The following is a 23,604-nucleotide window of genomic DNA, read 5'->3' as shown; positions in this document are numbered from 1 at the left end:
CTGCCGGATTGCCCCACTTGCGCCACGAAGGGCCGTTTAAAGCCCCTTCAGGGAATTGCCCGAGCCGGATCAAATGGATAATGTGCGCCACTCATGAAGGGGCACGCTCGGCCAGACGTGCCGGGCCGCAGAAGTGAATGCAGGAAATAGACACGCATGTCTGACATTTTTCGTGAAGTCGATGAAGATATCCGCCAGGAGAAATACCGTCGGCTTTGGGACCGGTTCGGTCCGTGGGTGCTTGGCGTTGCGGTCTTGATCGTTGTTGGCACCGGCGGCTATCGCGGCTGGCTCTACTGGCAGGAACAGCAGTCACAGACCGCGGGCGATAAGTTCTTCGAAGCCGTGAAGCTGTCCGAAGCCCAGAACTACGAAGAAGCAGCCGCTCTCTACGGAGAACTGGACGATGCTCTGGGCGGATACCCCGCTCTTTCGAGACTGCGCCAGGCCACCGATCTGTCCAATTCCGGCAAGACTGAAGAAGCACTCGCAGAGTTCGATGCCATGTCACGCGACAGCAGCATCATGGAAGCCCTGCGGGATGTCGCGGCCTTGCGCGCCGCTTACCTTGCCGTCGATAGCCAATCCTACGGCGATATCGCCGACCGGATCGAGAAACTGACCGGTGATGCCGGTCCGTTCCGTGCAGCGGCACGTGAACTTCTCGCTCTAAGTGCCTGGAAGTCAGGCGATATCGAGACTGCCAAAAATTGGATTTCAGCAATTGAAGAGGATCCTGAAACGCCTGCGGACGTAAGTCGGCGCGTGTCGATCCTTGGTGATGTCATCCGGTCCAGCAACGGCGAAGCCAAAGCGGACAGTGAAGGAAACAACCAGTGAGTTTTGTAACCGTTTCTTTCCGCAGACGCGGTGTTTTTGGCGCAATTGCGCTGTCTCTCGTCCTGACAGGGTGTGGTTCGGTCAGCGAGTTTACCGAGAATATCAACCCGTTCTCCCGCGAGAAGATCCTCAAGGGTGAGCGCCAGCCTGTGTTCGACGGCGCCGATCCGGCAGCCGAGGCACTTGGTCAGACTGCCAAGATTGGCGCGGCAACAGGCGGTCAGTCTTGGACAACGGCCGGTGGCGGCCTGACCAACGATCCGGGCAACGTTGCCATATCCGTTTCCGGTAACCGCGCCTGGCGTGCCCAGGTCGGCTCGTCCGGCGGTGGACTGACAACATCCGCGCTTCGGGTGTCTTCCCGCCCGGTCAGCGATGGCAGCCGCATCTACATCTACAAGCCCAATGGTGAAGTTGTTGCCCTGTCGACGGGGGGCGCGCGCCAGTGGACCCAGAACCTGCGTCCGGAAGGCGAGAGGGATGTCGGGCCCGGCGGCGGTGTCGCGGTTGAAGGCGGCGTTGTCTACGCGGCCACCAGCTATCGCCAGGTCGCGGCGCTTGAAGCAGGCTCCGGCCGGGAAATCTGGAAGGTCGACATCGACACACCGGCGCGTGGCGCACCTGTTGCCGGCGCCGGGCATGTCATCGTCGTGACCCAGTCCAACGAAGTCTATGCGCTGAAACAGTCTGACGGTAGCGTTGCCTGGTCCTATGCAGGCATCGAGGAAACCGCTGGCCTGCTGTCTGCAGCCAATCCGGCCATTTCCGGCAACCGTGTCATTGTGCCGTTCTCCTCCGGTGAGATCATGGCCATCGACATCAAGTCGGGCGAACCGGCCTGGATCGACGGCGTGTCGCGCGGCTTCAGGACGCTTGCATTGTCCGGTCTTGCGGATGTGTCGGCGAGCCCGGTTGTCGCCGGCAACACGGTTTACGCCACCGGCGTTGCCGGTCGTACGGTTGCGGTGGATGCCCGCACGGGCCAGCGCCGCTGGGAACAGAATCTCGGCAGCGTGCATACGCCGGTTGTCTCCGGCAGCACGTTGTTCATGGTTGATCTTGACGACCGCATGGTCGCCCTCAATCTGAAAAACGGGGAAACCCTCTGGGCAACGGCCTTGCCGCGCCCGGAAAAGAAGAAGAAGCGCCGCAACTGGGCTGGCCCGATCCTGGCGAACGGGGCACTGGTTGCCTTTTCCAGCGACGGCCAGATCGCAATCGTTGATGCCGCTTCCGGTAAAACCATGTTGACGCAGCGGACCAATACGGATGTCTATGTGACACCGATCGTCGCCGGGGGCAGGATTATCGTGCTGACTGGCAATGACGGCGTCGCTGCCTTCAACTAGCATTTGAGGCTGGGCCAGAAGAGGCCCGCCTATCAGGAGAAATTGCTGTGGGCGCTACTGTCGCCATTATCGGACGGCCGAATGTCGGCAAGTCCACCCTGTTCAATCGCCTTGTGGGCAAGCGCCTGGCGCTGGTTGACGACACACCTGGTGTGACGCGTGACCGGCGGCCGGGCGATGCCCGTTTGGGCGACTTGCGCTTCACGATCATCGACACCGCCGGTCTCGAAGATGCGGACAAGGAGTCCCTTGAAGGCCGCATGCGCCGGCAGACAGAGGAAGCGGTGGAAACCGCCGATGCCGTTCTGTTCGTGATCGATGCGCGTGCCGGCGTCACGCCGCTCGATGCCCATTTCGCCGAAGTTGCGCGCAAGACCACCCGTCCGGTGATCCTGCTGGCCAACAAGGCCGAAGGCCGGGCCGGGCAGAGCGGGCTTTACGAATCCTATTCGCTTGGCCTGGGCGATCCGATTGCAATCTCCGCCGAACATGGCGAAGGACTTGCCGATCTCTATGACGCGCTGAAACCTCATGTCGACCGGGTAACGGAAGAAGAAGACGCCAAGCGCGAAGAGGCGATCACCAATGTCGATGTCGACGAAGACGGTGAGTTCGTCGAGGAAGAAGATCCGGTCGGGACCATTGAACGGCCCCTGCGCGTTGCCATCGTTGGCCGTCCCAATGCGGGCAAGTCCACGCTGATCAACCGCATGCTGGGCGAAGACCGTATGCTCACGGGACCGGAAGCGGGCATCACGCGCGATTCCATTTCCGTAGACTGGGTCTGGCGCGATCGGCATATCAAGCTTTTCGATACGGCCGGGATCCGCAGGAAGGCGCGTGTGCAGGAAAAGCTTGAGAAGCTCTCCGTTGCTGATGCGCTGCGCGCGATCAAGTTTGCCGAAGTGGTCGTCGTCACGCTGGACGCCACCATGTCCTTCGAGAAGCAGGACCTGCAGATCATCGATCTTGTTGCACGCGAAGGCCGCGCGCTGGTGATCGCGATCAACAAATGGGACCTGATCGAAGACCGGGAAGAAGCCTGGAAAAAGATCAAGGACGCCAACGAGCGGTATTTCAACCAGATCCGCGGTGTTCAGATCGCCACGTTGTCCGGCCAGCAGGGGCAGGGGATCGATCGCCTCATTGAAAGCGTCTTTACCGCCTACGAAGCCTGGAATTCGCGTGTCTCGACCTCGAAGCTGAACCGGTGGCTGGACAAGGTCACGGCGAACCATCCGCCTCCCGCCGTTGCCGGGCGCCGGGTGCGCCTGCGCTACATGACCCAGCCCAAGACGCGGCCACCGCATTTTGTCGTGTTTTGTTCGCGTCCGGAGCAATTGCCGGAAAGCTACACCCGTTATCTGGTCAATGCACTGCGCCAGACCTTCAATATCAACGGGACCCCCATTCGCCTGTCCTACCGCAAAGGCGAGAACCCTTACGCTCCGAAGCGAAAACGGGGCTGAGTGGGGAAGGTGCGGCCGGCTTTTGCCGGCTGCCAGCCAGAATATCTCTTTCCTGGCGGAAACGCTGCTTGCCGCCGCTATCGACACTTAAAGGGAGTTTGAACCATGTCCATCGACCGGCTGGAATTCGCCGTCGCGCTTGCCGAAAAGGCTGGTGAGCTCGGTCTCGATTATTTCCGCAAGCTGGACACGCTCACGGTTACGCAGAAGGGCCATCAAGACCTTGTGTCGGAAGCCGACCGCAACGTGGAAACGCTCATCCGGCAGGAGCTTGCAAAAAGCTATCCGGACGACGGCATTCTGGGCGAAGAGCATGGCATGGAAGAGGGCTCCTCAGGCTATACCTGGGTCACCGACCCGATCGATGGCACGGCAAACTTCGTTGCCGGTATTCCGCAGTGGTGCGTCATCATCTCCTGCGTCCATCAGGGCCAGGTGATTGTCGGTGTGATCCACGATCCGGTGTCCAGGGAAACCTTCAAGGCAGCCGCCGGTCACGGTGCGTTCCTCAATGGCAAACCGATCCGGGCGTCCGACAGCGAAAGCCTCTCGCATGGTTCGGTCGGCGTTGGCTTCAACGGCCGAACCGCTGTCACCGACGCGGTCAACGTTGTCGGTGCCCTGGTCTCCAAGGGTGGGGTGTTCTTCCGCAATGCCTCGGGTGGTCTGATGCTCGCCTATGCGGCCTCCGGACGTCTCATCGGCTATGTGGAGTCCCACATGAACGCCTGGGATTGCCTTGCAGGCATGCTGATCACCAAGGAAGCCGGCGGTGAAGTTCTGGAACAGGACGTACACCAGTCCCTCTATCACGGCGCGCGCGTCGTTGTTGGGGCTCCGGGCGTCTTTGCCGATCTGAAGGAAATCGCCGAAAGTTCCTTTGCCCCCTTCGAATCTGCCTGAACAGCCTCAGACATGCTGGTCGACAAGAACCGGGTTTCCGTCCGGGTCGACCAGCATGAAGCTGGCCCGGCCACTGCCTGCCTCGTCAGCCTCGGATACGAATGTGTATCCCTTCGCTTTCAGCGCTTTTTGTATGTCCCGCACATCCTGAAAATCTTCAAGCGTCCTGGCATCCTGGTCCCAGCCGGGATTGAAGGTGAGGATGTTCTTGTCGAACATGCCCTGAAACAGCCCGATAATGGTGTCTCCGTTCTTCAGGACGGTCCAGTTGTCCGCGTCTGAAACGCCGACATCCACGAAGCCGAGGCCTTCGTAAAATGCCTTTGATTTTTCAAGATCCTTGACGGCCAGACTGACCGAGAACGCTCCGAGTTTCATTTTCCTGGCTCCTGTGCGCTGACAGCTGCTGCGCGCCCTGCATGCTGTCAGAGGCCAAGAAAATAGACAAGCTCCGCCCGGGTGTCGTCGGTGAAATGAAATCCTTTCCAGCCGAGCGCTTTCGCCGTGCGCACGTTTGTCGCGCTGTCGTCAATCAACAGGATCTCCGACGGGGCAACCATGAGAGCGTTGCTGACATGGGCAAAGAAAGAAGGGTCCGGCTTGGCTGACTTGATGCGACCGGAGGAGAAAACCTGGCTGACGAGCGAGCCGAAGCCGGCCTGGTGTTCAATGTAGTTCGCTCGCCGTTCTTCATTGTTGGTCGCAATGACCTGAACCACGCCTTGCGCCGTCAGGCGTTGAAGCAAGCCGCATGTGAACGGGTCTTTCAGGTCATCCTTGGCGAACCAGTAGTCGAGAAGGGCACCTGCATCCAAGGCATGATAACCGGACCGGTCAAGCCAGTCCTGCAGATGGCATTTTATGTCCTGTTTGCCGGAGATGACGTCAGCGAAGGAGGCATCGAAGACGCCGCGCTCGAATGCATCAAGTGCTATACCGAGATCGTCTTCCAGCTTATCTGCCCAGACAAAGCGCCCGCCGACAATGTTGCGGTTGAGAACACCGTCGAAATCCCAGGCGATAACGCTGATTTCGGAGCGCATGGCGAGTTTCCCTTCCGATCATCGATCCGGAAGGGCGTAGAGACAAACCAGCGGGATTGCAACCGGTACCGGAAGCCTGCGGGGTGGCAGGCCTCAGTCGGCGGGAGCCCATTCTCCGCTGACGCGGTCGTAAAGGCTGCCGGTTTCCAGCACGTCGGGCATCAAGAGAGGCAGAAGATCCGCCGCGACTTCCTCGGGCGTGGCGAGGTTGGTGGCGAGCTCTCCCGGCATTGCCTTTGCCCGCAGGCCTGTCCGGGTCGGGCCGGGGTCGGCAATGTTGATCTTCATCTTTGTCTGCAGGCTTTCCTTCGCCCAGGTCCGCGCCATTGCTTCAACGGAAGCCTTGCTGATGGACTGAAGACCCCAGAAAGGTGTGCAGGTGCTTGCGTGGACGGAAGACAGGAACAGGGCTCGGCCGGCGTCAGACTGGCGCAGAAGCGGGTCCAGAGACCGGATCAGCCGCCAGTTGGCGACGACATTCACCGCCGTCACTTTCTCGAAGTCCTTGGGGCTGATATGGCCGATGGGCGACAGCACCCCCAGCATCCCCGCATTGGCGACAAAGATATCGAGCTTCTTCCAACGCTCGTAGATCGCGGCTCCGAGCCGGTCGAGCGCGTCGAAATCGGTCAGGTCCAGCGGAACGAGTGTGGTTTCCCCACCGGCGGAGCGAATCTCGTCATCAAGCTCTTCCAGACCGCCGACGGTCCGGGCAAGCGCAATGACATGCGCACCACGTTCGCCGAGCTGCTTTGCAATCTGATAGCCAATTCCGCGGGAGGCGCCGGTCACGAGTGCGAGCCGGCCTTCAAAGTCTTTGATCATGCGTGATCTCTTAGATCAATTTGCCTTCCGGCGGTACCGCCGGAAGGCATTAATTCATGAGGTCCAAAGGGTTTTGAGTGCTTTAGCCGACCTCGACCAGACGCGGTGCGCTGACGAAGTCCTGATCTTCGGAAAGATCGGTCAGCGGCGTCGGATAATCGCCCGTGAAGCAATGATCCGTGAACTGCGGATTGGCAGCGTCACGGCCTTCGTATCCCATGGCCTTGTAGATGCCGTCCACGGACAGGAACGCCAAGCTATCGGCTCCGATATAGGCGCGCATTTCCTCAAGGCCGTATTTCGCGGCCAGAAGCTTCTCGCGCACCGGCGTGTCGATACCGTAATAGTCGGAATACTTGATCGGCGGGCTGGCGAGGCGGAAGTGAACTTCCTTGGCACCTGCATCGCGGATCATCTGCACGATTTTGACTGACGTGGTGCCGCGCACCAGGCTGTCATCCACCAGCACCACACGCTTGCCCTCGATCTGGGCCCGGTTGGCGGAGTGTTTCATCTTCACGCCGAGCGCCCGGATCTGCTGGGTCGGTTCGATGAACGTGCGGCCGACATAATGGTTGCGGATGATGCCGAGTTCGAATGGCACACCGCTTTCCTGGCTGAAGCCGATAGCGGCCGGGACGCCGCTGTCCGGAACCGGAACGATCACGTCCGCTTCGACATTGGATTCCCGCGCAAGCTGGCGGCCCATTTCACGGCGAACATCATAGACGCTGCGACCGCCGACGACGCTGTCGGGACGGGAGAAGTAGATATATTCGAAGATGCAGGGCCGTGCAGGGCGCTTGCCGAACGGGAAGAAGGATTCAATGCCGGTCGTGGTGCAGACGATGACTTCGCCGTTTTCCACTTCGCGGATGAACTTCGCACCGATGATGTCGAGCGCGCAGGTCTCGGACGCCAGGATCGGCGCGCCGTTCAGGTCGCCCAGAACCAGCGGGCGAATGCCGAGCGGGTCGCGTGCACCGATCAGTTTCTTCGAGGTCAGCGCAACCAGCGAATAGGCGCCTTCCATTTGGGTGATCGCATCGATGAAACGATCGACGATCTTGCCCTTGCGCGAGCGGGCAACGAGCTGCAGGACCACTTCGGAATCGGAGGTCGACTGACAGATCGCGCCATCACGGATCAACTGGCGGCGGAGCGTGAGAGCATTGGTGAAGTTGCCGTTGTGGCACACGGCGATACCGCCACCGTCCAGCTCGGCGAACAGCGGCTGCACGTTTCTCAGGATGGTCTCGCCGGTCGTTGAGTACCGAACGTGGCCAACGGCGGCCATGCCGCTCAGTCGTTCGATCGTATCCGCATCGGAGAAATGATCGCCCACGAGGCCGAGATGACGTTCCGCGCGGAACTGCTCGTTGTCGACGGTCACGATCCCCGCTGCTTCCTGTCCGCGATGCTGGAGCGCATGAAGCCCGAGCGCGGTTAGCGTGCTGGCATCCTCATGACCCAGAATGCCAAAAACTCCACATTCTTCGCGCAAGGTATCTGCGTTGATGTCGAATGGTTCCTGCACGTCGGTTCCGCCAGCCATGGCGAACACTCCTTCGTTCTGGCCGGTGGGAGGACCGGCCTGGTCTTGCGGTCAACGGTCTGTCACCGTCACGACGATGGACGAATTATCGACCGCTTTGCAAATGGTACATCGTCCCGCACATATCAGGGCGCGGGATGCCTCATTCAACGTCACACCGTCAGTCGGTGCACGATACTGCCCAGTCTCGGTTATTATCCCGGGATTGTAACCAAGTTCTGTTAGTTGCTGTCCGTCGTCAGTTGTTCAAGTCCCTGACGTTCTGAATCGCTGTACGCCGGCTCCTCTGCCGGGGTTGCTCCCCCTCCGGCCTGATTGTTCTGCCGGATCTTGTCCAGGATCGCCTTTTCCGGGTCTTCCGGCAGCACGGCCACCAGCCGTTCACCGATGGACAGCAGGATCGGACGCGACTTGGCGGTCTTGACCCAATTCGGCTGCTGATCCGGCTGGACGAACCAGTTGAAGAACATCATTGCCACGACGACCAGCAGCAAACCACGCACCGCGCCGAAAACGAACCCGAGGGTTCGGTCGAGCGCGCCGATCCGGCTGTCGAGCACGAAATCGGAAATCCGCATGGTGATATAGCTGACAACAAGCAGCGTGACCAGAAAGACCGCCGCGGCAGATACGCCCATGGCAACCAGATCGTGGTCAATATACTGCTTGGTGTAAGGAAGAACCCGCTCATAGAGCAGGAATGCCGCAGCTGCCGCTGCCACCCAGGAAACGATGGAAAGAACTTCTCTGACAAATCCGCGGATCATCGCAAGGACCGCCGAAATGAACATGATGACCAAGAGCAGTCCGTCCAGCAGCGTTATCGGCATGTTCCTGAAAAATCCTCTGTATGGCGCTCTTTCGAGAGCTTAAACCTTTCGCCCAAACCCGTCACCATCTTGTGTCAGGTCTGCCCCTTAGCACTAGCCTCCGCCGAAAGTTTGGCAACAAAGTCCCCAAGTTCCGGCACTCCTGTCGTCCTGAACGAAGACACGGTGCCATCCTTGAGATTGCCTTCCGGGCAATAGGCCTGGTCGAAGCCGAGTTTCTCAGCTTCTTTCAGCCTGGAAGGGGCCTGGGCGACCGGCCGGATGGCCCCTGACAGGCTGACTTCGCCGAAATAGACGCAATTGGCCGGAAGGGCAAGTCCGCTAAGTGAGGAGATTAAGGCTGCAGCAACGGCAAGATCGGCTCCGGGCTCGTTGATCTTGAGCCCGCCGGCGACATTCAGATAGACATCGTGTTGCGAAAAACGGACGCCGCAGCGTGCTTCAAGCACCGCCAGGATCATGGAAAGGCGGGCACTGTCCCAGCCGATTACGGCCCTGCGCGGTGTTCCGAGCGAAGACTGCGCCACCAGCGCCTGGATCTCGATCAGGAGCGGGCGTGAGCCTTCCAGCCCGGCAAAGACCGCCGCGCCGGGGGCAGTCGTATTTCTGTCTCCCAGGAACAGGGCGGAAGGATTTGGCACTTCCTGGAGGCCCTTGCCGGTCATCTCGAAGACGCCGATTTCATCGGTTGCGCCGAAGCGGTTCTTGACCGAGCGCAGGATACGGTACTGGTGAGCGCCATCGCCCTCGAAATAGAGTACCGCGTCGACCATATGTTCGACCACACGAGGACCGGCAATCTGACCGTCCTTGGTCACGTGTCCGACAAGAACAAGGGTGGTGCCGTTTTTCTTGGCATAACGCACCATGGCCTGGGCCGATGCCCGCACCTGCGTAACGGTGCCGGGAGGGGATTCCACCTGATCTGTCCACAGGGTCTGGACAGAATCGAGGATCAGGAGGGCGGGTGCCGTGTCGGATTCCAGCGTTGCCAGAATGTCCTCGACGCTGGTTTCCGCCGCCAGCGAGACCGGGGCCTGGGCAAGTCCCAGCCGTTCGGCGCGAAGCCGCACCTGGCCAATGGCCTCTTCGCCGGAAATATAAACGGTCTTGTGCCCGAGGTTGGCCAGTTGGGCCGCCGCCTGAATAAGCAGCGTGGATTTGCCGATACCCGGGTCACCACCGACGAGCAATGCGGACCCGCGAACAAAACCGCCACCGGTCACCCGGTCGAGTTCCGGCACCTTGGTCTCAATGCGCGGGGCTTCCTTCGCTTCGCCGGACAGGCCAACGAGCGGAATGACGCGGCCCTTGGAGCGCGAAGCCCGGCCGGGGCCGCCCCCGACGCCGCCACCGGTCTGCTCCTCAACGATGGTGTTCCATTCACCACAGCTTTCGCAGCGGCCAACCCATTTGGCGGTCACAGCGCCGCAGGACTGGCAGACGAAGGAAGTGGAGCGCCGTGCCATGGAAAATTTGCCTTTCGCTCTCGGCTCAGCTCAGGGGCGCGTAGATGCGCTCAAACCGTCGGCCGAGGCTTGTCAGATATTCGTAATCGATGGTTTCGGCATAAGCGGCAAGATCGGAAGCTGCAACACCCGGCCCCAGCATTTCCACAAACGCTCCGCGCTGAAGCAGATGGTCCGGCACGTCCGTGACGTCAAGGGTGATCATGTCCATGGAGATCCGGCCAAGAATCGGTGCCTTGTGCCCGCCGATCAACCCGAAGCCACCTGGCCGGTCATCCGTGGAGCCCGCCCGCCGGATCATGCCATCTGCGTATCCGGCCGCGACGACGGCGTTGCGCAAGGGACGTGTCGCGGTTTGCTTGGCTCCATAGCCAATGGTGTCGCCCTGCGGTACGTCGCGTACCATCATGATCCGGGCCTCCACCTTGGCCACCGGCTTCATGGGGTTGGGCTCTGTTTCAATGGCCAGCCCGCCGTAAAGCGCAATCCCTGGACGAACAACATCGAAGTGGTACTCCGGTCCGAGCAGCACCCCGGCGGAATTTGCCAGCGAACGTGGAATCTGGGGGAAGGGGGCGGTTGTTTCCGTGAACAGCTTGAGCTGGCGCCGGTTCATCTCGTGCTCAAGGTTCGAGCCACAGGCAAGATGGCTCATCACCAGCGACGGCTGGAACGGTCCCAGCACGGCCTTGTCTCCCAGAGCCTGGATAAACTCATCCGGCGACAGGCCAAGCCGGTGGATGCCTGTGTTGACATGCACTGCGGCGGGAAAACTCTTGCCCGCTGCCTTGCAGATCTCCGACCATTCCACAAGTTCCTCAAGGCTGCCGAGGACGGGGCGGATATCGTGCTTCAGGAAATGCTCAGCCGTGCCTGGTAACAGCCCATCCAGCACATAGATGACAGCGCCGGGAAGGCTCGCGCGCAGCGTGAGCGCTTCGGTCGGCACCGCGACGAAGAATGTTCTGCATCCCGCCTCATAAAGCGCGGCACCGGTTTTCCCCTGGCCTGTTCCATAGGCATCAGCTTTCAGAACGGCGGCGCAGTCAGTGCTGTCGCCCACCTTGTCTTTCAGCAAAGACCAGTTCGAAACGATTGCATCAAGGTCGATCGTCAGGCGGCCGCCATAAAGGGCGGACGGGAAGGTTTGGTCACAAGTCGCAGGCACGGTCCGGATATCTCTCCAGTCAGAATCAATGTCTGAAATTCGAGCGGGAGCTTACCGCATTGCGAGATAATTGCACCAACGGGCAAACCGTTGAATGCGTGACGAAATGAAGCGCTGTTCAGTGTTTTTCGCAATTGTGCCGGTGTGCCAGCCGGACGCCGGGTTCAATCCATATACAGAAATTCGATGCCCGCTTCGCCGGACCGGACCCAGCGTACTTCGCCATAGAAGCGCAGCTTGCGGCTTTCGATTTCTATGGTGATGCGTTGATGCGGCTCCAGCCCCTTGGTGTTGGTGGCAATGCGGCAACCGCCAACGCTGATGTCTTCCACCACACAGGGGCGATGAAACGCATCCTGCTTCAGGAGACCAGGCCACTTGCATCTTTTCCGAGGAAAAATGCGAGCTTCCTCTAGGAGCTTTTGTGCCAACGAAATCAAGATGCGGTCACCTGAAAGGCATTTTGAGCAAAATTCTTTCTACCTAAAGTAAGTGAGGAGTTTTAACAGTGGCTTAATAAAAAGCAAACGCGCCGGGTTGCGAACGTCCGCAAGCGGAAGATGTCGCTGGTGCTCTGGCCACCTGCTAAGGCGTGGGCCTCCTTGCGCAGACGGCCCTGTAGCGGACGCTTGCCGCCAAACTATTCGTAGCGCTCGGGCAGGTGGTCTTCTTCCGCGAGATCGGAAAAGCGGGTGTACTGGCCTTCGAAGTGAAGGTTGGCAGTGCCGGTCGGGCCGTGACGCTGCTTGGCGATGATGACTTCCGCCTTGCCTTTAAGCCGCTCCATGTCCCGTTGCCAGTTTTCATGCTCTACCGATCCGAACTCCGGTTCGGTTTTGGACAGATAATATTCTTCGCGGAACACGAACAGGATCACGTCGGCGTCCTGCTCGATGGAGCCCGATTCACGCAGATCCGACATCATCGGCCGTTTGTCGTCGCGCGATTCCACCTGACGGGAAAGCTGTGACAGGGCGATGATCGGAACATGCAGTTCCTTGGCGAGTGCTTTCAGGCCCGTGGTGATTTCGGTGATTTCCTGAACACGGTTGCCGGAGTTCTTGTTAGAGCCGGACAGGAGCTGGATATAGTCGACCACGAGCAGGTCGAGACCACGCTGACGTTTGAGGCGGCGCGCCTTGGCCACCAGCGAGGCGATGGAAATACCACCGGTCTGGTCCACATGCAGCGGGACGGCCTGCATGGTCTGCGCGCAGGCGGCCAGTTTCTCGAATTCGGCCTCTGTAATATCGCCGCGCCGGATTTTGGACGACGAGATTTCCGCCTGTTCGGAAATGATACGGGTGGCTAGCTGCTCGGCGGACATTTCCAGCGAGAAAAAGCCGACGACGCCGCCGTTGACCGTCTTGATCGAGCCGTCGGGCTGTTCCTCGGCCTTGTAGGACTGGGCGATGTTGTAGGCAATGTTGGTCGCCAGCGAGGTCTTGCCCATGGCGGGACGACCTGCAAGCACGATCAGATCCGAATGCTGCAGACCACCCATCAGCCGGTCGAGCTCGCGAAGTCCTGTGGAAATGCCGGACAGCGCGCCTTCACGGTTGTAAGCGGCATGCGCCATTTCGATGGTTTCGGTCAGCGCGTCGCCGAAAGCGACAAACCCACCTTCGCTGCGACCGGTCTCAGCCAGCTCAAACAGGCGCCGTTCGGCATCGTCGATCTGCTGGGTCGGCGGCACGTCGATCGGGGCATCGAACGCGATGTTGACCATGTCCTCGCCGATGCGGATCAGGTTGCGCCGGATGGCCAGGTCATAAATTGTCCGTCCATAATCTTCGGCGTTGATGATCGATGCGGCATCGCCTGCCAGGCGCAGAAGAAACTGGGTCGCGGACAGGTCCGCAATCTTCGCGTTGGCCGGATAGAAGGTCTTGAGTGTGATGGGCGACGCGGTTTTGCCGGCGCGGATCAGATGGCTGATCTTCTCGTAGATGTCCTGGTGGGCCGGAACGAAAAAATGATGCGGTTCCAGAAAATCGGAGACTCGGTAGAACGTCTCGTTGTTGACGAGAATCGCACCCAGAAGCTGACGCTCCGCCTCGGCATTGTGTGGTGCCAAGCGCTGGATGTCTTCTTCCGTTTCGACCTTCTGCAGCGTGCCCTTCATATCGTCCCCCGTTGACCCAGTTGCATTGGGAATACTCTTTGACGGGGGAGGGCTCAAGGAACAAAAAAAGGTGTTTTCGATTCTCACCGGCTTGGGCAAATCAGCGGGGAAAGAATCGAATCCAGCTTGACTCTGAACTCGATTGCAGACTCAAGGCACTAGGTCTTAGTTATTGAATTTTATGATATTTTTACAGGGGTTAATAAGCGGTTAATGAATTTTCGAGAAGTTTCAAGGCCTTGGGCCAGAATCTGAAAAGCCAGCATGAGGCGCTGTTCGCGGTCTTCAAATAAAGTTGCCGGCAAACAAAAAAACGGCGCCGAAATCGGCGCCGTTTTTCAAGGTCAACTGGGGAAGGAAAGCGCTTAGGCTTCTTCTTCCACCTCTTCTTCAGAAGCTTCTGCACCTTCTTCGGCGTCTTCTGCTTCTTCATCTTCTTCGAATTCGAAGACGTCCAGTTCCGGCGTGGAGAGATCCTCACCAGCTGCCTGACGGGTGGCTTCGTCTTCAGAACGGGCGACGTTCACGCTGACGGTGACTTCGACTTCCGGGTGCAGCTGAATCAGAACGCTGTGCAGGCCGATCGTCTTGATCGGGTTGCGCAGTTCAACCTGGCTGCGGGAAACGGAGAAGCCTGCCTTGGTGAGGCCTTCAGCGATATCGCGTGTGGAAACGGAACCGTAAAGCTGACCGGTTTCGCCAGCGGAACGGATCATCACCAGGGATTCGCCGTCGAGCTTGGAGGCAACGCCTTCAGCTTCGTTCTTGCGCTCAAGGTTACGAGCTTCGAGCTGAACGCGCTCGCGTTCGAAACGCTCGAGGTTGGACTTGTTGGCGCGCAGCGCCTTGCCCTGCGGCAGAAGGAAGTTACGAGCATAACCGTCGCGAACGCGAACGGTGTCGCCCATCTGGCCGAGCTTGGCAATGCGCTCAAGAAGGATAATTTGCATGTCATTTCTCCTACTGTCCCACCCGGTGAGGGTGGTTAGAGGCCGTTTGCCCGCGGCCCCAATTCGGGTCTTCCGGGCTGACCCGGAAGAGACGTCTCAAGCTACTTGAGAAACGCTTAGCTGATCACGAACGGCAGCAGGCCGAGCAGGCGGGCGCGCTTGATCGCACGGGCCAGTTCACGCTGCTTTTTCGCGGAAACCGCGGTGATGCGGCTCGGGACAATCTTGCCACGCTCGGAAATGTAGCGCTGCAGCAGACGGATGTCCTTGTAATCGATCTTCGGTGCGTTGGAACCGGAGAACGGGCAGGTCTTCCGACGGCGGAAGAACGGACGGCGGCTCGGGAGCTGTGCAATATCAACCATCAATCTTACTCCCCTTCTGCGCGGCGCGGAGCGCGCTCGCCACGGTCACCACCGCGTCCACCGCGGTCGCCACCACCAAAGCGGCCACCACGATCGCCACCACGGCGGTCGTCACGGTCACGCTTCTGCATCATTGCAGACGGCTCTTCGTCCAGTTCATCGACCTTGAAGGTCATGAAACGCAGAACGTCTTCGCTAAGGCCCATCTGACGCTCCATCTCGGCAACCGCGGCGTGCGGAGCGTTGATGTTCATGAGGGTGTAGTGAGCCTTGCGGTTCTTCTTGATACGGTATGCGAGGGAACGCAGACCCCAGTTTTCCACCTTGCCGATAGTACCACCAGCGCCTTCGATCAGGCCCTTGTACTGTTCGACGAGTTGTTCGACCTGCTGGGCCGAAACGTCCTGGCGAGCCAGGAATACGTGCTCGTAAAGAGGCATGGAAATAGCCTTTCTTCGTGTTGACAACGCGGGGTCGGCGCAGAGCCTCCTCGTAGCCCCGGAAAGGCACGAGAATTCTAACGAGAGCGGGAACACGGGAAGTCGGATCCGATCAAAGATCCTGGCATCATGCCCTTCCGTTCAGCCCCCGGCCAAACCCCGGATGAAGCGCGCTCTATAACGTGTTTTATGGAAAATGCAAGCAGCATCCGGCAGAACGTACCGAAAAGCGAACGGCAGCACGAGGGCTTTCAGTTTGGAAGATCGCTCGGCTGTCTATATTAGCATGTTTGTGAAGCGGGTAATGGGAGGATCAGCTTCGCAAGCGCACCAAGGCCCAACGGGTTGCCGGGCATTTCCAGGATAATGAGGACAAAGGAAAACCGGCAAAACCGCCTGAAAACGGGAAATGATAGGCCTTCGGGCCTTGACAGCTCGGGCAAGACCGTATCATAGCCTCGCGCCAAGTTTGATTTCAGCCTGCATGGGCTGTCTTCCCCGCTTTCTATTAAGCCGTCGACCTGTCGCTATAAAAAGAACAAGGTCCGCTCACGAGTCACGGAGGCGTTTCCAGATGACCATTGCATTCACATTTCCCGGCCAGGGCAGTCAGGGCGTTGGAATGGGCAAAGCCCTTGCGGACGCTTTTCCCGAAGCGAAGGCTGTGTTCGATGAAGTCGATGAGGCGCTTGGTCAGAAGCTTTCCGATGTCATGTGGACCGGACCGGAAGAAACGCTGACGCTGACTGCAAACGCACAGCCGGCTTTGATGGCCGTCAGTCTTGCGGCCATGCGCGTTCTGGAGGCCCGTGGTCTCGATCTCGTCGGTAGTGTTTCCTTTGTTGCGGGGCATTCGCTGGGTGAATATTCGGCGCTGGCCGCCGCCGGTAGTCTGGACATTGCCACTGCAGCGAAGCTGCTGCGGGTGCGCGGCGAGGCCATGCAGAATGCAGTGCCGGTCGGGCAGGGGGCAATGGCAGCGCTCCTTGGTTTGGATTTCGATGTTGCGGTCGAAGTGGCGGAAGCTGCCGCGCAGGGAGAAGTCTGCCAGGCTGCAAACGACAACGCACCGGGACAAGTCGTTGTTTCCGGTCATCTGGCCGCCGTCGAGCGCGCTGTCGAGATCGCCAAGGCCAAGGGCGCGCGCCGTGCGGTGATGCTGCCGGTCAGCGCACCGTTCCATTGCGCCTTGATGGGCCCGGCTGCCGAGAAAATGGCCGAGGCACTGGCGAATGCGGAAATCCGGTCTCCGGCGGTTCCGCTGGTCGCGAACGTGCTGGCACGTCCGATCACCGACGCGAACGAAATTCGCGACCGCCTTGTCCAGCAGGTGACAGGGACTGTGCGCTGGCGTGAAAGCATCACCTGGCTTGCCGAAAACGGCGTCGATACCTTTGTCGAGATCGGGACCGGCAAGGTTCTGACCGGCATGGTCAAGCGTATTGCCAGGGAAGCAACCGGCATGGCGGTCAACTCTCCGGAAGATATCGACGCTCTTATGGAAAAGATCTCCGGATAAGAGGTATATCGGCGGCGACGTCGATCTGGTCCTCGTGGGCCTAACAGAAACAATGGAAGGATTCCAAATGTTCAGCTTGGAAGGGAAAAACGCGCTTGTCACCGGTGCAACCGGCGGGATCGGCGAAGCAATCGCCCGATCACTCCACGCACAGGGCGCGACCGTCTCCTTGTCCGGCACACGGGCTGAAAAGCTGGAAGCGCTTGCTGCCGATCTGGGGGAACGCGCCTTTGTAACCCCGGCAAATCTGTCTGACCGCGCGGCGGTCGATGCCCTGTTGCCGGCAGCCGAAGAGAAAATGGGCTCCGTCGACATTCTCGTGAACAACGCCGGGATCACGCGCGACAACATTTTCATGCGCATGAAAGACGAAGAGTGGGATCAGGTTCTGGAAGTGAACCTGTCGTCCGGCTTCCGTCTGTGCCGTGCCGCGATCAAGGGCATGATGAAGCGCCGTTCCGGCCGCATCGTCGGTATCACGTCCGTGGTCGGCGTGACGGGAAATCCGGGGCAGGTGAACTACGCGGCAGCCAAGGCCGGCATGATCGGCATGTACAAGTCGCTGGCGCGGGAAGTCGCCAGCCGGAACATCACGGTCAATACGATTGCCCCCGGTTTCATCGAAACGGCAATGACCGATGCGCTGAACGACAAGCAAAAAGAATCGATTTTGACGAGCGTGCCTGCAGGGCGTTTGGGCACTTCCGCCGAGATTGCTGCTGCCGCCGTCTATCTGGCCAGTGAAGAAGCCGCTTACGTGACCGGGCAAACCCTGCACGTCAATGGCGGCATGGCTATGATTTAAAAGGAATTTTTGCCGAGCAGGCAAAAAGAATCCGGGTCGCTGTGAAGCGGTCTGGATCGGCTGGTAAAGGTCAACAAAGTGTGTTACCAACCCGCCGATTGTTTCGAATTGCATATTTGGGTCAAATGAACCGTCCTGAATATGCGGTGACGTCTTATATACCGCGAGTTCGCGCCACCGCTTGTTTGCAAACCGGATGGGGGCAGTTTCGCGAGTGACGAATAGATGAAAACTAAGGAAGTGAAAGATGAGCGATATCGCGGATCGGGTAAAGAAAATCGTCGTTGAGCACCTCGGCGTTGATGCGGACAAAGTTGTTGAAGGCGCAAGCTTCATCGACGACCTGGGCGCAGACAGCCTTGACACCGTCGAGCTGGTCATGGCCTTCGAAGAAGAATTCGGCGTTGAAATTCCGGACACCGCAGCAGAAACCATCCTGACCGTTGGCGACGCTGTCAAATTCCTGGAAGCCAACAAGTAAGGGCAAGGCCCTTCTTGTGAATGTTTGAAGATCGGGCCGGCGGGGACTAGCCCCGCCAGGCCCTTCCAACGTAAGTGCGGGTGTATGAGGCGAGTTGTCGTAACTGGGTTGGGCATGGTGACGCCGCTTGGCTGTGGTGTCGATGTCACTTGGAAAAAGATCCTCGAAGGAAAGAGCGGGGCCAACAAGGTCACGAATTTCAAAGTTGACGATCTGGCCTGCCAGATCGCATGTCAGATCCCGCGTGACTCCTCCGAAGAAGGCGCGTTCAATCCGGATGACTGGATGGACGTCAAGGAACAGCGCAAGGTCGACGATTTCATCGTCTACGCGATGGCCGCTGCCGATCAGGCAATGGCAGATTCCGGCTACAAGGCCGAGACTTACGAACAACAGGCCCGCTCGGGCGTCCTGATTGGCTCCGGTATTGGTGGTCTTCAGGGCATTGAGCAGGGGGCTCATCTGCTGGCTGAAAAAGGCCCGCGTCGCATTTCTCCGTTTTTCATTCCTGGCCGCCTGATCAATCTTGCTGGCGGGTATGTCTCTATCCGCCACAGCCTGAAGGGCCCGAACCACGCTGTTGTGACTGCGTGTTCCACCGGTGCGCACGCCATTGGCGACGCTTCCCGGCTGATTGCCTTTGGTGATGCGGATGTCATGGTTGCCGGCGGAACGGAATCCCCGCTTTGCCGTCTTGCGCTTGCGGGCTTTGCAGCCTGCCGCGCTTTGTCCACTGGTTTCAACGACAGCCCGGAAAAAGGATCTCGTCCATACGACGTCGCGCGCGACGGTTTTGTGATGGGTGAGGGCGCTGGTGTTGTCGTGCTCGAAGAATACGAACATGCGGTCCGCCGTGGGGCGAAAATCTACGGTGAGATCATCGGATACGGTCTGTCCGGCGACGCCTATCACATTACCGCTCCGTCCTCCGACGGCGATGGCGCCTACCGTTGCATGGCAGCTGCGTTGAAGCGTGCTGAAGTTACGCCGGCCGACATCGATTATGTGAACGCGCACGGAACGTCGACGCCCCTTGGTGACGAAATCGAGCTCGGCGCCGTAACCCGTCTTGCCGGGGAGCATGCCGCGGGCCTGACGATGTCGTCGACCAAGTCTTCCATCGGTCACCTTCTGGGGGCTGCGGGCGCGGTTGAGGCCATTTTCTCCGTCCTGGCCATTCGTGACAGCATGGCTCCACCTACGATCAATCTCGATAACCCGTCGGTCGAGACGGTCATCGACTTGGTGCCGCACAAGCCGAAGAAGCTGGAAATCAATGTCGCCCTTTCGAACTCGTTCGGCTTCGGTGGCACAAATGCCTCGCTTGTCTTCCGCAAAGTTGCCGCATAACCCATTCAAATTATTCAGGCCGGTCCGATTCTCGCGGACCGCCCTGAAACTTTGATTGTGACAACTGGTCCGTTTGAGCCTAGGTCAGGGATTCGGGGGCTCAATCTTGGAGGTGCGACCCAATATGCGCATTAAGCCCAAAAGCCCGCGTGAAGCCTTGCAGCCCGAACCGGCGCCTGCGCCTCCGCAACGCTCCCGGCACGTACGCAACCCCTTTGTCATTCTGATCAACATGGTCATCACCTTGACCGTGTTCGGCCTTGCCGCATTCGGGGGCGCGCTTTATTTCGGTCAACAGACGTTCGAGGCAAAGGGCCCGCTGCAGAAGGAGGCCACTGTCGTGATTTCCTCGGGCGCAGGACTTTCCGGCATCACCGACAGGCTTTCAGGGCAGGGGGTCATCAATGACAGCCTCCTGGACGAGTGGATCTTCAATCTGGGCATCCGCTTCTACAAGAACGCCACCAAACTGAAAGCCGGGGAATACGCCTTTAAGCCAGGTGTTTCCATGCAAGAGGTCATGACCGATCTGGTGGAAGGCAATGCGGTCACCCATTCGGTAACGATCCCGGAAGGCTGGACAACTGCCCAGATCATCGATCGTGTGCGCGAGCATCCCGTGCTTGTTGGCGAGATCACCGAAGTGCCGGCTGAAGGGGCCTTGCTTCCCGAAACCTATACGTTCGCGCGTGGCGCCTCCCGCCAGGATGTTCTGAACCAGATGAAGGCAGCACAGTCCAAGCTGCTGGCCGAAGTCTGGGATCGCCGCACCGAAGGACTACCGGTGAAAACGCCGGAAGAGCTGGTCATCCTGGCCTCCATTGTGGAAAAGGAAACGGCCCTTGCAGATGAGCGCCCACGTGTGGCCGGTGTCTTCGTCAATCGCCTCAACAAGAACATGCGCCTGCAATCGGACCCGACGATCCTCTACGGTCTTTATGGCGGGGAGGCATGGCTCAAGGATCGCTCGGCGATCAAGCAATCCGAGTTGAAGTCGGAAAACAAGTACAACACCTATCAGATCGACGGTCTGCCACCGGGACCAATCGGTAACCCTGGTCGGGCGGCCATGGAAGCGGTTGCCAATCCGTCGCGCACCAAGGATCTCTACTTCGTGGCGGACGGAACTGGCGGACACGTCTTTTCCGAGACATACGAACAGCATCAGGCAAACGTCCGCAAGTGGCGTAAGGTGGAACGAGAACGCCGTGAGGCGGAGCAGAATCAGGAAACGCAGCCGGCCACATCCAATTGACCGGAGGCCCGCCAATGCGGTGGGCGGGAAGGCGGCACTTTCGCAAAGGGGCATACATGGCACTTGCCAGCATGACGGGCTTTGCACGGGCTTTGGGTGAATCCGGAGCCGTGCGCTGGACCTGGGAACTGAGGTCTGTCAACGGCAAGTCGCTTGACCTTCGCATCCGGATCCCGACAGGGCTGGAGGCGCTTGAGCCGAAGATACGCGAGCGCTGTGGCAAGCTGTTGCGGCGCGGCAATGTCTCCATCGGTCTCTCCATGCAGCGGGACCAGTCCGAGCAGCAGCTTCAGGTCAATGAAAAAGCGCTGGAAGCCGTTCTGGCGACTATCGATCTTCTCAAAAATCGCGTGCCGGATCTTGCTCCGCCAACGCTTGACGCCATTCTCGCGCAGAAAGGCGTCTTCGAGCTTCAGGAACCCGAAGACGACGAAGACGTTCAGGCAGCGCTTCATAACACCTTGCTGACGACACTGGATGCGGCGCTGATCGACCTCGTCGACATGCGCCACAGCGAAGGGCAGGCCATCGGCAAGGTGGTGCGAGATCAGATCGACAGGATCGCGGAATTGACCCAGGCCGCCGAAGAGCTCCCGGCCCGCAAACCGGAGGCCATCAAGGCGCGGCTGAAACGACAGCTTTCCGAACTGATGGATGCCTCGGACGGACAACTGGATGCGCAGCGCCTGCATCAGGAAGCGGTTTTTCTCGCAACCAAGGCGGACATCCGTGAAGAGCTGGACCGGCTGCATGCTCATGTGGCGGCCGTGCGTGAGCTGATGGACACCGGCGGGGCAATTGGCCGGCGCCTGGACTTTCTGGCTCAGGAATTTAACCGTGAAGCCAATACTTTGTGTTCAAAGTCCAACGATGTGGATCTGACCGCCATTGGACTGGACTTGAAGTCCGTTATCGATCAAATGCGTGAGCAGATACAAAATCTGGAGTGAGCCACATGACCGACGCACCTGCCGGGACCTCATCGGGAACCATTGTCAGTGCGGAACAGGCCGCGCAACAGCGCCGAGGCCTGATGCTGGTGCTGTCGTCGCCGTCCGGGGCTGGAAAATCGACCATCGCGCGTCTCTTGCTGCAGAATGAAGACAATCTTGCCCTTTCCATTTCCGTGACCACGCGTCAGCGCCGATCCAGCGAAGTCGATGGCGTTCATTATCGCTTTATCGATGCCGGTCGGTTCGAACAGATGCGTGAGCATGACGAGCTCTTGGAGTGGGCCGAGGTCCATGGCAACTATTACGCCACGCCGCGTGGACCGGTTGAAAACGCCATCGAGAACGGCAAGGACATTCTGTTCGATATCGATATCCAGGGCACCTTCCAGCTCTATGAGAAGATGCGTGACGACGTTGTCTCCATTTTCATCCTGCCGCCGTCCATTGCGGAAATGAAGTCGCGTTTGAAGCGGCGTGCCGAAGATGAGGACAGTGTTATCCTCAAGCGCATGAAGACCGCCGTCGGAGAAATGCGGCACTGGTCGAAATACGACTATGTTGTCGTCAACGACGATTTGGAGCGCGCCTATGAGAATGTGCGCGCAATCCTGAGGGCGGAGAGACTGAAACAGTTTCGCTCGCCCAAGATCGGGCCGCTCATCCAGGGAATGGTCGACGATCTCGAAACGGAACTGGCTGAAAAGTCCTGACCGCTTGATACCTTCGTGAAGGGCAAGTTCGAGAATTAGGTGCGGGACGGATACAGAGCCGGGGCCATTAGCCCGGGTGCGTCTCGATTTCGAAAGCGACCGAGTTGCCCAAAGCCTCCGCCGGTCATCTCTTTTCGTCCAGTTCACGACTTTCAGAAACACCGGTCGTTTGGACAGACTTTCGTGAGTGGTCGTTTAGGCTTGCCATGTTTGGTCGTAGGGCTTGTTCGGACCAAACCCGCCTGGATTTACCGATCTCTTCGAGTGTGATCCCTGTGGCTTGAATGCTCGAAGGGGAAACGCAAAGCAAACCGCAAGAACCTTCAATCAGCCCTTTGTCAAACTGCCTGAGCAGCACGGAACGTGTTTGCTAGGTCCACAAAGCCTGCAATGTCGATCTCTTCTGCGCGTGCTGTCGGTTTCAAGCCGGCTTTTGTAACAAGCTCTTCAGCGTCTACAGAAAGTGATTTCAGGCTTGCCCGCAGCATCTTGCGCCTTTGTCCGAATGCGGCAGCGGTGATCTTTTCGAGGGCTTTCAGGTCACAGGGCAGCGGCGAGGCCTTTGGTTCCAGATGCACGACTGTCGACGTCACCTTGGGGGGCGGTGTGAAGGCCTTGGGGCTGATGTCGAAAAGGATACCTCCCTTGCAACGCCATCCTGCCAGCACGGCAAGCCTGCCATAAGCCTTGGACCCTGACGGTGCGCTGATCCGTTCGCCAACTTCCTTCTGGAACATCAGTGTCAGAGACGACCAGAACGGTGGCCAGTCGGGTGTCGTGATCCAGTTGACAAGTAACTGGGTGCCGACGTTGTAAGGCAAGTTGGCCGCTATACGGACTTTGTCACCACCTGTCAGCGCGACGGGGTCGATTTCAAGTGCGTCACCCTCAATGACGTCCAATCGGCCCGGGTAATGCGCAGAGATCTCCGCGAGTGCCGGCAGGCAGCGGCTGTCCTTTTCGATCGCAATCACGCGTTTTGCTCCGGCCGCCAGCAAGGCGCGGGTCAGGCCGCCTGGGCCGGGTCCGACTTCCAGCACGGTGCAATCTTCCAGGCTGCCGGCGGACCGTGCAATGCGCGAAGTGAGATTGAGATCAAGCAGGAAGTTCTGTCCGAGCGATTTCTTGGCATTGAGGCCATGCTCGGCGATGACATCGCGCAACGGAGGCAGATCGTCTATCTGTGCCATTTTATCCGGC

The 23,604-nt window shown here is 59.1% G+C and carries 24 protein-coding genes; 11 read left to right on the top strand and 13 right to left on the bottom strand.

The window, feature by feature from the left end:
* Positions 1–156: 156 nt before the first annotated feature.
* The 4 genes from AC2A6O_RS02260 to AC2A6O_RS02245 all read left to right on the top strand — a co-directional run bounded on the left by AC2A6O_RS02260 (position 157) and on the right by AC2A6O_RS02245 (position 4,561).
* On the top strand, positions 157–840 hold the full coding sequence (locus AC2A6O_RS02260; protein ID WP_498925564.1) for a tetratricopeptide repeat protein: 684 nt from the start codon (positions 157–159) through the stop codon (positions 838–840).
* Positions 837–2,189, top strand: coding sequence for an outer membrane protein assembly factor BamB family protein (locus AC2A6O_RS02255; protein WP_498925563.1), 1,353 nt, complete (start codon positions 837–839; stop codon positions 2,187–2,189). Before AC2A6O_RS02260 ends, AC2A6O_RS02255 begins: the two co-directional genes overlap by 4 nt.
* Positions 2,190–2,236: 47 nt before the next feature.
* Positions 2,237–3,658, top strand: coding sequence for a ribosome biogenesis GTPase Der (der, locus tag AC2A6O_RS02250; protein WP_498925562.1), 1,422 nt, complete (start codon positions 2,237–2,239; stop codon positions 3,656–3,658).
* A 105-nt stretch (positions 3,659–3,763) separates the two neighbouring features.
* Positions 3,764–4,561 (top strand): inositol monophosphatase family protein, encoded by a 798-nt coding sequence (locus AC2A6O_RS02245; RefSeq protein WP_498925561.1) that lies wholly within the window; start codon positions 3,764–3,766, stop codon positions 4,559–4,561.
* A gap of 6 nt (positions 4,562–4,567) precedes the next feature.
* Here AC2A6O_RS02245 and AC2A6O_RS02240 read toward each other — a convergent pair whose 3' ends face one another.
* The 12 genes from AC2A6O_RS02240 to rpsF form a co-directional block, all read right to left on the bottom strand.
* Positions 4,568–4,939: a VOC family protein gene (locus tag AC2A6O_RS02240; protein WP_498925560.1), complete on the bottom strand. Its 372-nt coding sequence runs from the start codon at positions 4,937–4,939 to the stop codon at positions 4,568–4,570.
* Positions 4,940–4,986: 47 nt separating this feature from the next.
* Positions 4,987–5,604: an HAD family hydrolase gene (locus AC2A6O_RS02235; protein WP_498925559.1), complete on the bottom strand. Its 618-nt coding sequence runs from the start codon at positions 5,602–5,604 to the stop codon at positions 4,987–4,989.
* 93 nt (positions 5,605–5,697) lie between these two features.
* Complete coding sequence (locus tag AC2A6O_RS02230; protein ID WP_498925558.1) at positions 5,698–6,429, bottom strand: SDR family NAD(P)-dependent oxidoreductase; 732 nt, start codon at positions 6,427–6,429, stop codon at positions 5,698–5,700.
* 82 nt (positions 6,430–6,511) lie between these two features.
* Positions 6,512–7,984, bottom strand: a complete 1,473-nt coding sequence (gene purF, locus AC2A6O_RS02225; protein WP_148584213.1) for an amidophosphoribosyltransferase — start codon at positions 7,982–7,984, stop codon at positions 6,512–6,514.
* Between the two features lie 221 nt (positions 7,985–8,205).
* A complete protein-coding gene (locus AC2A6O_RS02220) occupies positions 8,206–8,814 on the bottom strand; it encodes a CvpA family protein (RefSeq protein WP_498925557.1) in 609 nt (202 codons plus the stop codon).
* Between the two features lie 74 nt (positions 8,815–8,888).
* Positions 8,889–10,283, bottom strand: coding sequence for a DNA repair protein RadA (radA, locus tag AC2A6O_RS02215; RefSeq protein WP_148584211.1), 1,395 nt, complete (start codon positions 10,281–10,283; stop codon positions 8,889–8,891).
* Between the two features lie 25 nt (positions 10,284–10,308).
* Positions 10,309–11,451 carry an alanine racemase gene (alr, locus tag AC2A6O_RS02210; RefSeq protein ID WP_498925556.1) on the bottom strand — a complete coding sequence of 381 codons (1,143 nt, stop codon included), beginning with the start codon at positions 11,449–11,451 and terminating at the stop codon, positions 10,309–10,311.
* 164 nt (positions 11,452–11,615) lie between these two features.
* Positions 11,616–11,882: a PilZ domain-containing protein gene (locus AC2A6O_RS02205; RefSeq protein WP_286192682.1), complete on the bottom strand. Its 267-nt coding sequence runs from the start codon at positions 11,880–11,882 to the stop codon at positions 11,616–11,618.
* Between the two features lie 209 nt (positions 11,883–12,091).
* Positions 12,092–13,576: a replicative DNA helicase gene (locus tag AC2A6O_RS02200; protein ID WP_148584208.1), complete on the bottom strand. Its 1,485-nt coding sequence runs from the start codon at positions 13,574–13,576 to the stop codon at positions 12,092–12,094.
* A 365-nt stretch (positions 13,577–13,941) separates the two neighbouring features.
* Positions 13,942–14,526, bottom strand: a complete 585-nt coding sequence (gene rplI / locus AC2A6O_RS02195; RefSeq protein ID WP_498925555.1) for a 50S ribosomal protein L9 — start codon at positions 14,524–14,526, stop codon at positions 13,942–13,944.
* A 116-nt stretch (positions 14,527–14,642) separates the two neighbouring features.
* Positions 14,643–14,891 (bottom strand): 30S ribosomal protein S18, encoded by a 249-nt coding sequence (gene rpsR, locus AC2A6O_RS02190; protein ID WP_029066450.1) that lies wholly within the window; start codon positions 14,889–14,891, stop codon positions 14,643–14,645.
* Positions 14,892–14,896: 5 nt separating this feature from the next.
* Positions 14,897–15,331: a 30S ribosomal protein S6 gene (gene rpsF, locus AC2A6O_RS02185; RefSeq protein ID WP_148584206.1), complete on the bottom strand. Its 435-nt coding sequence runs from the start codon at positions 15,329–15,331 to the stop codon at positions 14,897–14,899.
* 574 nt (positions 15,332–15,905) lie between these two features.
* On the opposite strand from rpsF, the gene fabD reads away from it, so the two are divergent.
* The 7 genes from fabD (at position 15,906) to gmk (ending at position 22,404) form a co-directional block, all read left to right on the top strand.
* Positions 15,906–16,850: an ACP S-malonyltransferase gene (gene fabD / locus AC2A6O_RS02180; protein ID WP_498925554.1), complete on the top strand. Its 945-nt coding sequence runs from the start codon at positions 15,906–15,908 to the stop codon at positions 16,848–16,850.
* Positions 16,851–16,917: 67 nt separating this feature from the next.
* Positions 16,918–17,655 carry a 3-oxoacyl-[acyl-carrier-protein] reductase gene (gene fabG, locus AC2A6O_RS02175; protein ID WP_148584204.1) on the top strand — a complete coding sequence of 246 codons (738 nt, stop codon included), beginning with the start codon at positions 16,918–16,920 and terminating at the stop codon, positions 17,653–17,655.
* 247 nt (positions 17,656–17,902) lie between these two features.
* The gene (locus tag AC2A6O_RS02170) at positions 17,903–18,136 is read left to right on the top strand and encodes an acyl carrier protein (RefSeq protein WP_006931822.1); all 234 of its coding nucleotides are present in this window, start codon (positions 17,903–17,905) and stop codon (positions 18,134–18,136) included.
* A gap of 84 nt (positions 18,137–18,220) precedes the next feature.
* A complete protein-coding gene (gene fabF, locus AC2A6O_RS02165) occupies positions 18,221–19,486 on the top strand; it encodes a beta-ketoacyl-ACP synthase II (protein WP_498925553.1) in 1,266 nt (421 codons plus the stop codon).
* A gap of 124 nt (positions 19,487–19,610) precedes the next feature.
* The gene (gene mltG, locus AC2A6O_RS02160; protein WP_148584202.1) at positions 19,611–20,741 is read left to right on the top strand and encodes an endolytic transglycosylase MltG; all 1,131 of its coding nucleotides are present in this window, start codon (positions 19,611–19,613) and stop codon (positions 20,739–20,741) included.
* Between the two features lie 56 nt (positions 20,742–20,797).
* A complete protein-coding gene (locus tag AC2A6O_RS02155; protein WP_498925551.1) occupies positions 20,798–21,691 on the top strand; it encodes a YicC/YloC family endoribonuclease in 894 nt (297 codons plus the stop codon).
* Between the two features lie 5 nt (positions 21,692–21,696).
* Positions 21,697–22,404, top strand: a complete 708-nt coding sequence (gene gmk, locus AC2A6O_RS02150) for a guanylate kinase (protein ID WP_498925550.1) — start codon at positions 21,697–21,699, stop codon at positions 22,402–22,404.
* 338 nt (positions 22,405–22,742) lie between these two features.
* Here the strand turns inward: gmk and rsmA are convergent, their stop codons facing one another.
* Complete coding sequence (rsmA, locus tag AC2A6O_RS02145) at positions 22,743–23,594, bottom strand: 16S rRNA (adenine(1518)-N(6)/adenine(1519)-N(6))-dimethyltransferase RsmA (protein ID WP_498925548.1); 852 nt, start codon at positions 23,592–23,594, stop codon at positions 22,743–22,745.
* Positions 23,595–23,604 lie beyond the last annotated feature (10 nt).

The organism is Labrenzia sp. ATLA3, from assembly GCF_057180185.1.
The sequence above is the reverse complement of the archived record's forward strand: the minus strand, read 5'-3'. Positions and strand labels throughout refer to the sequence as shown.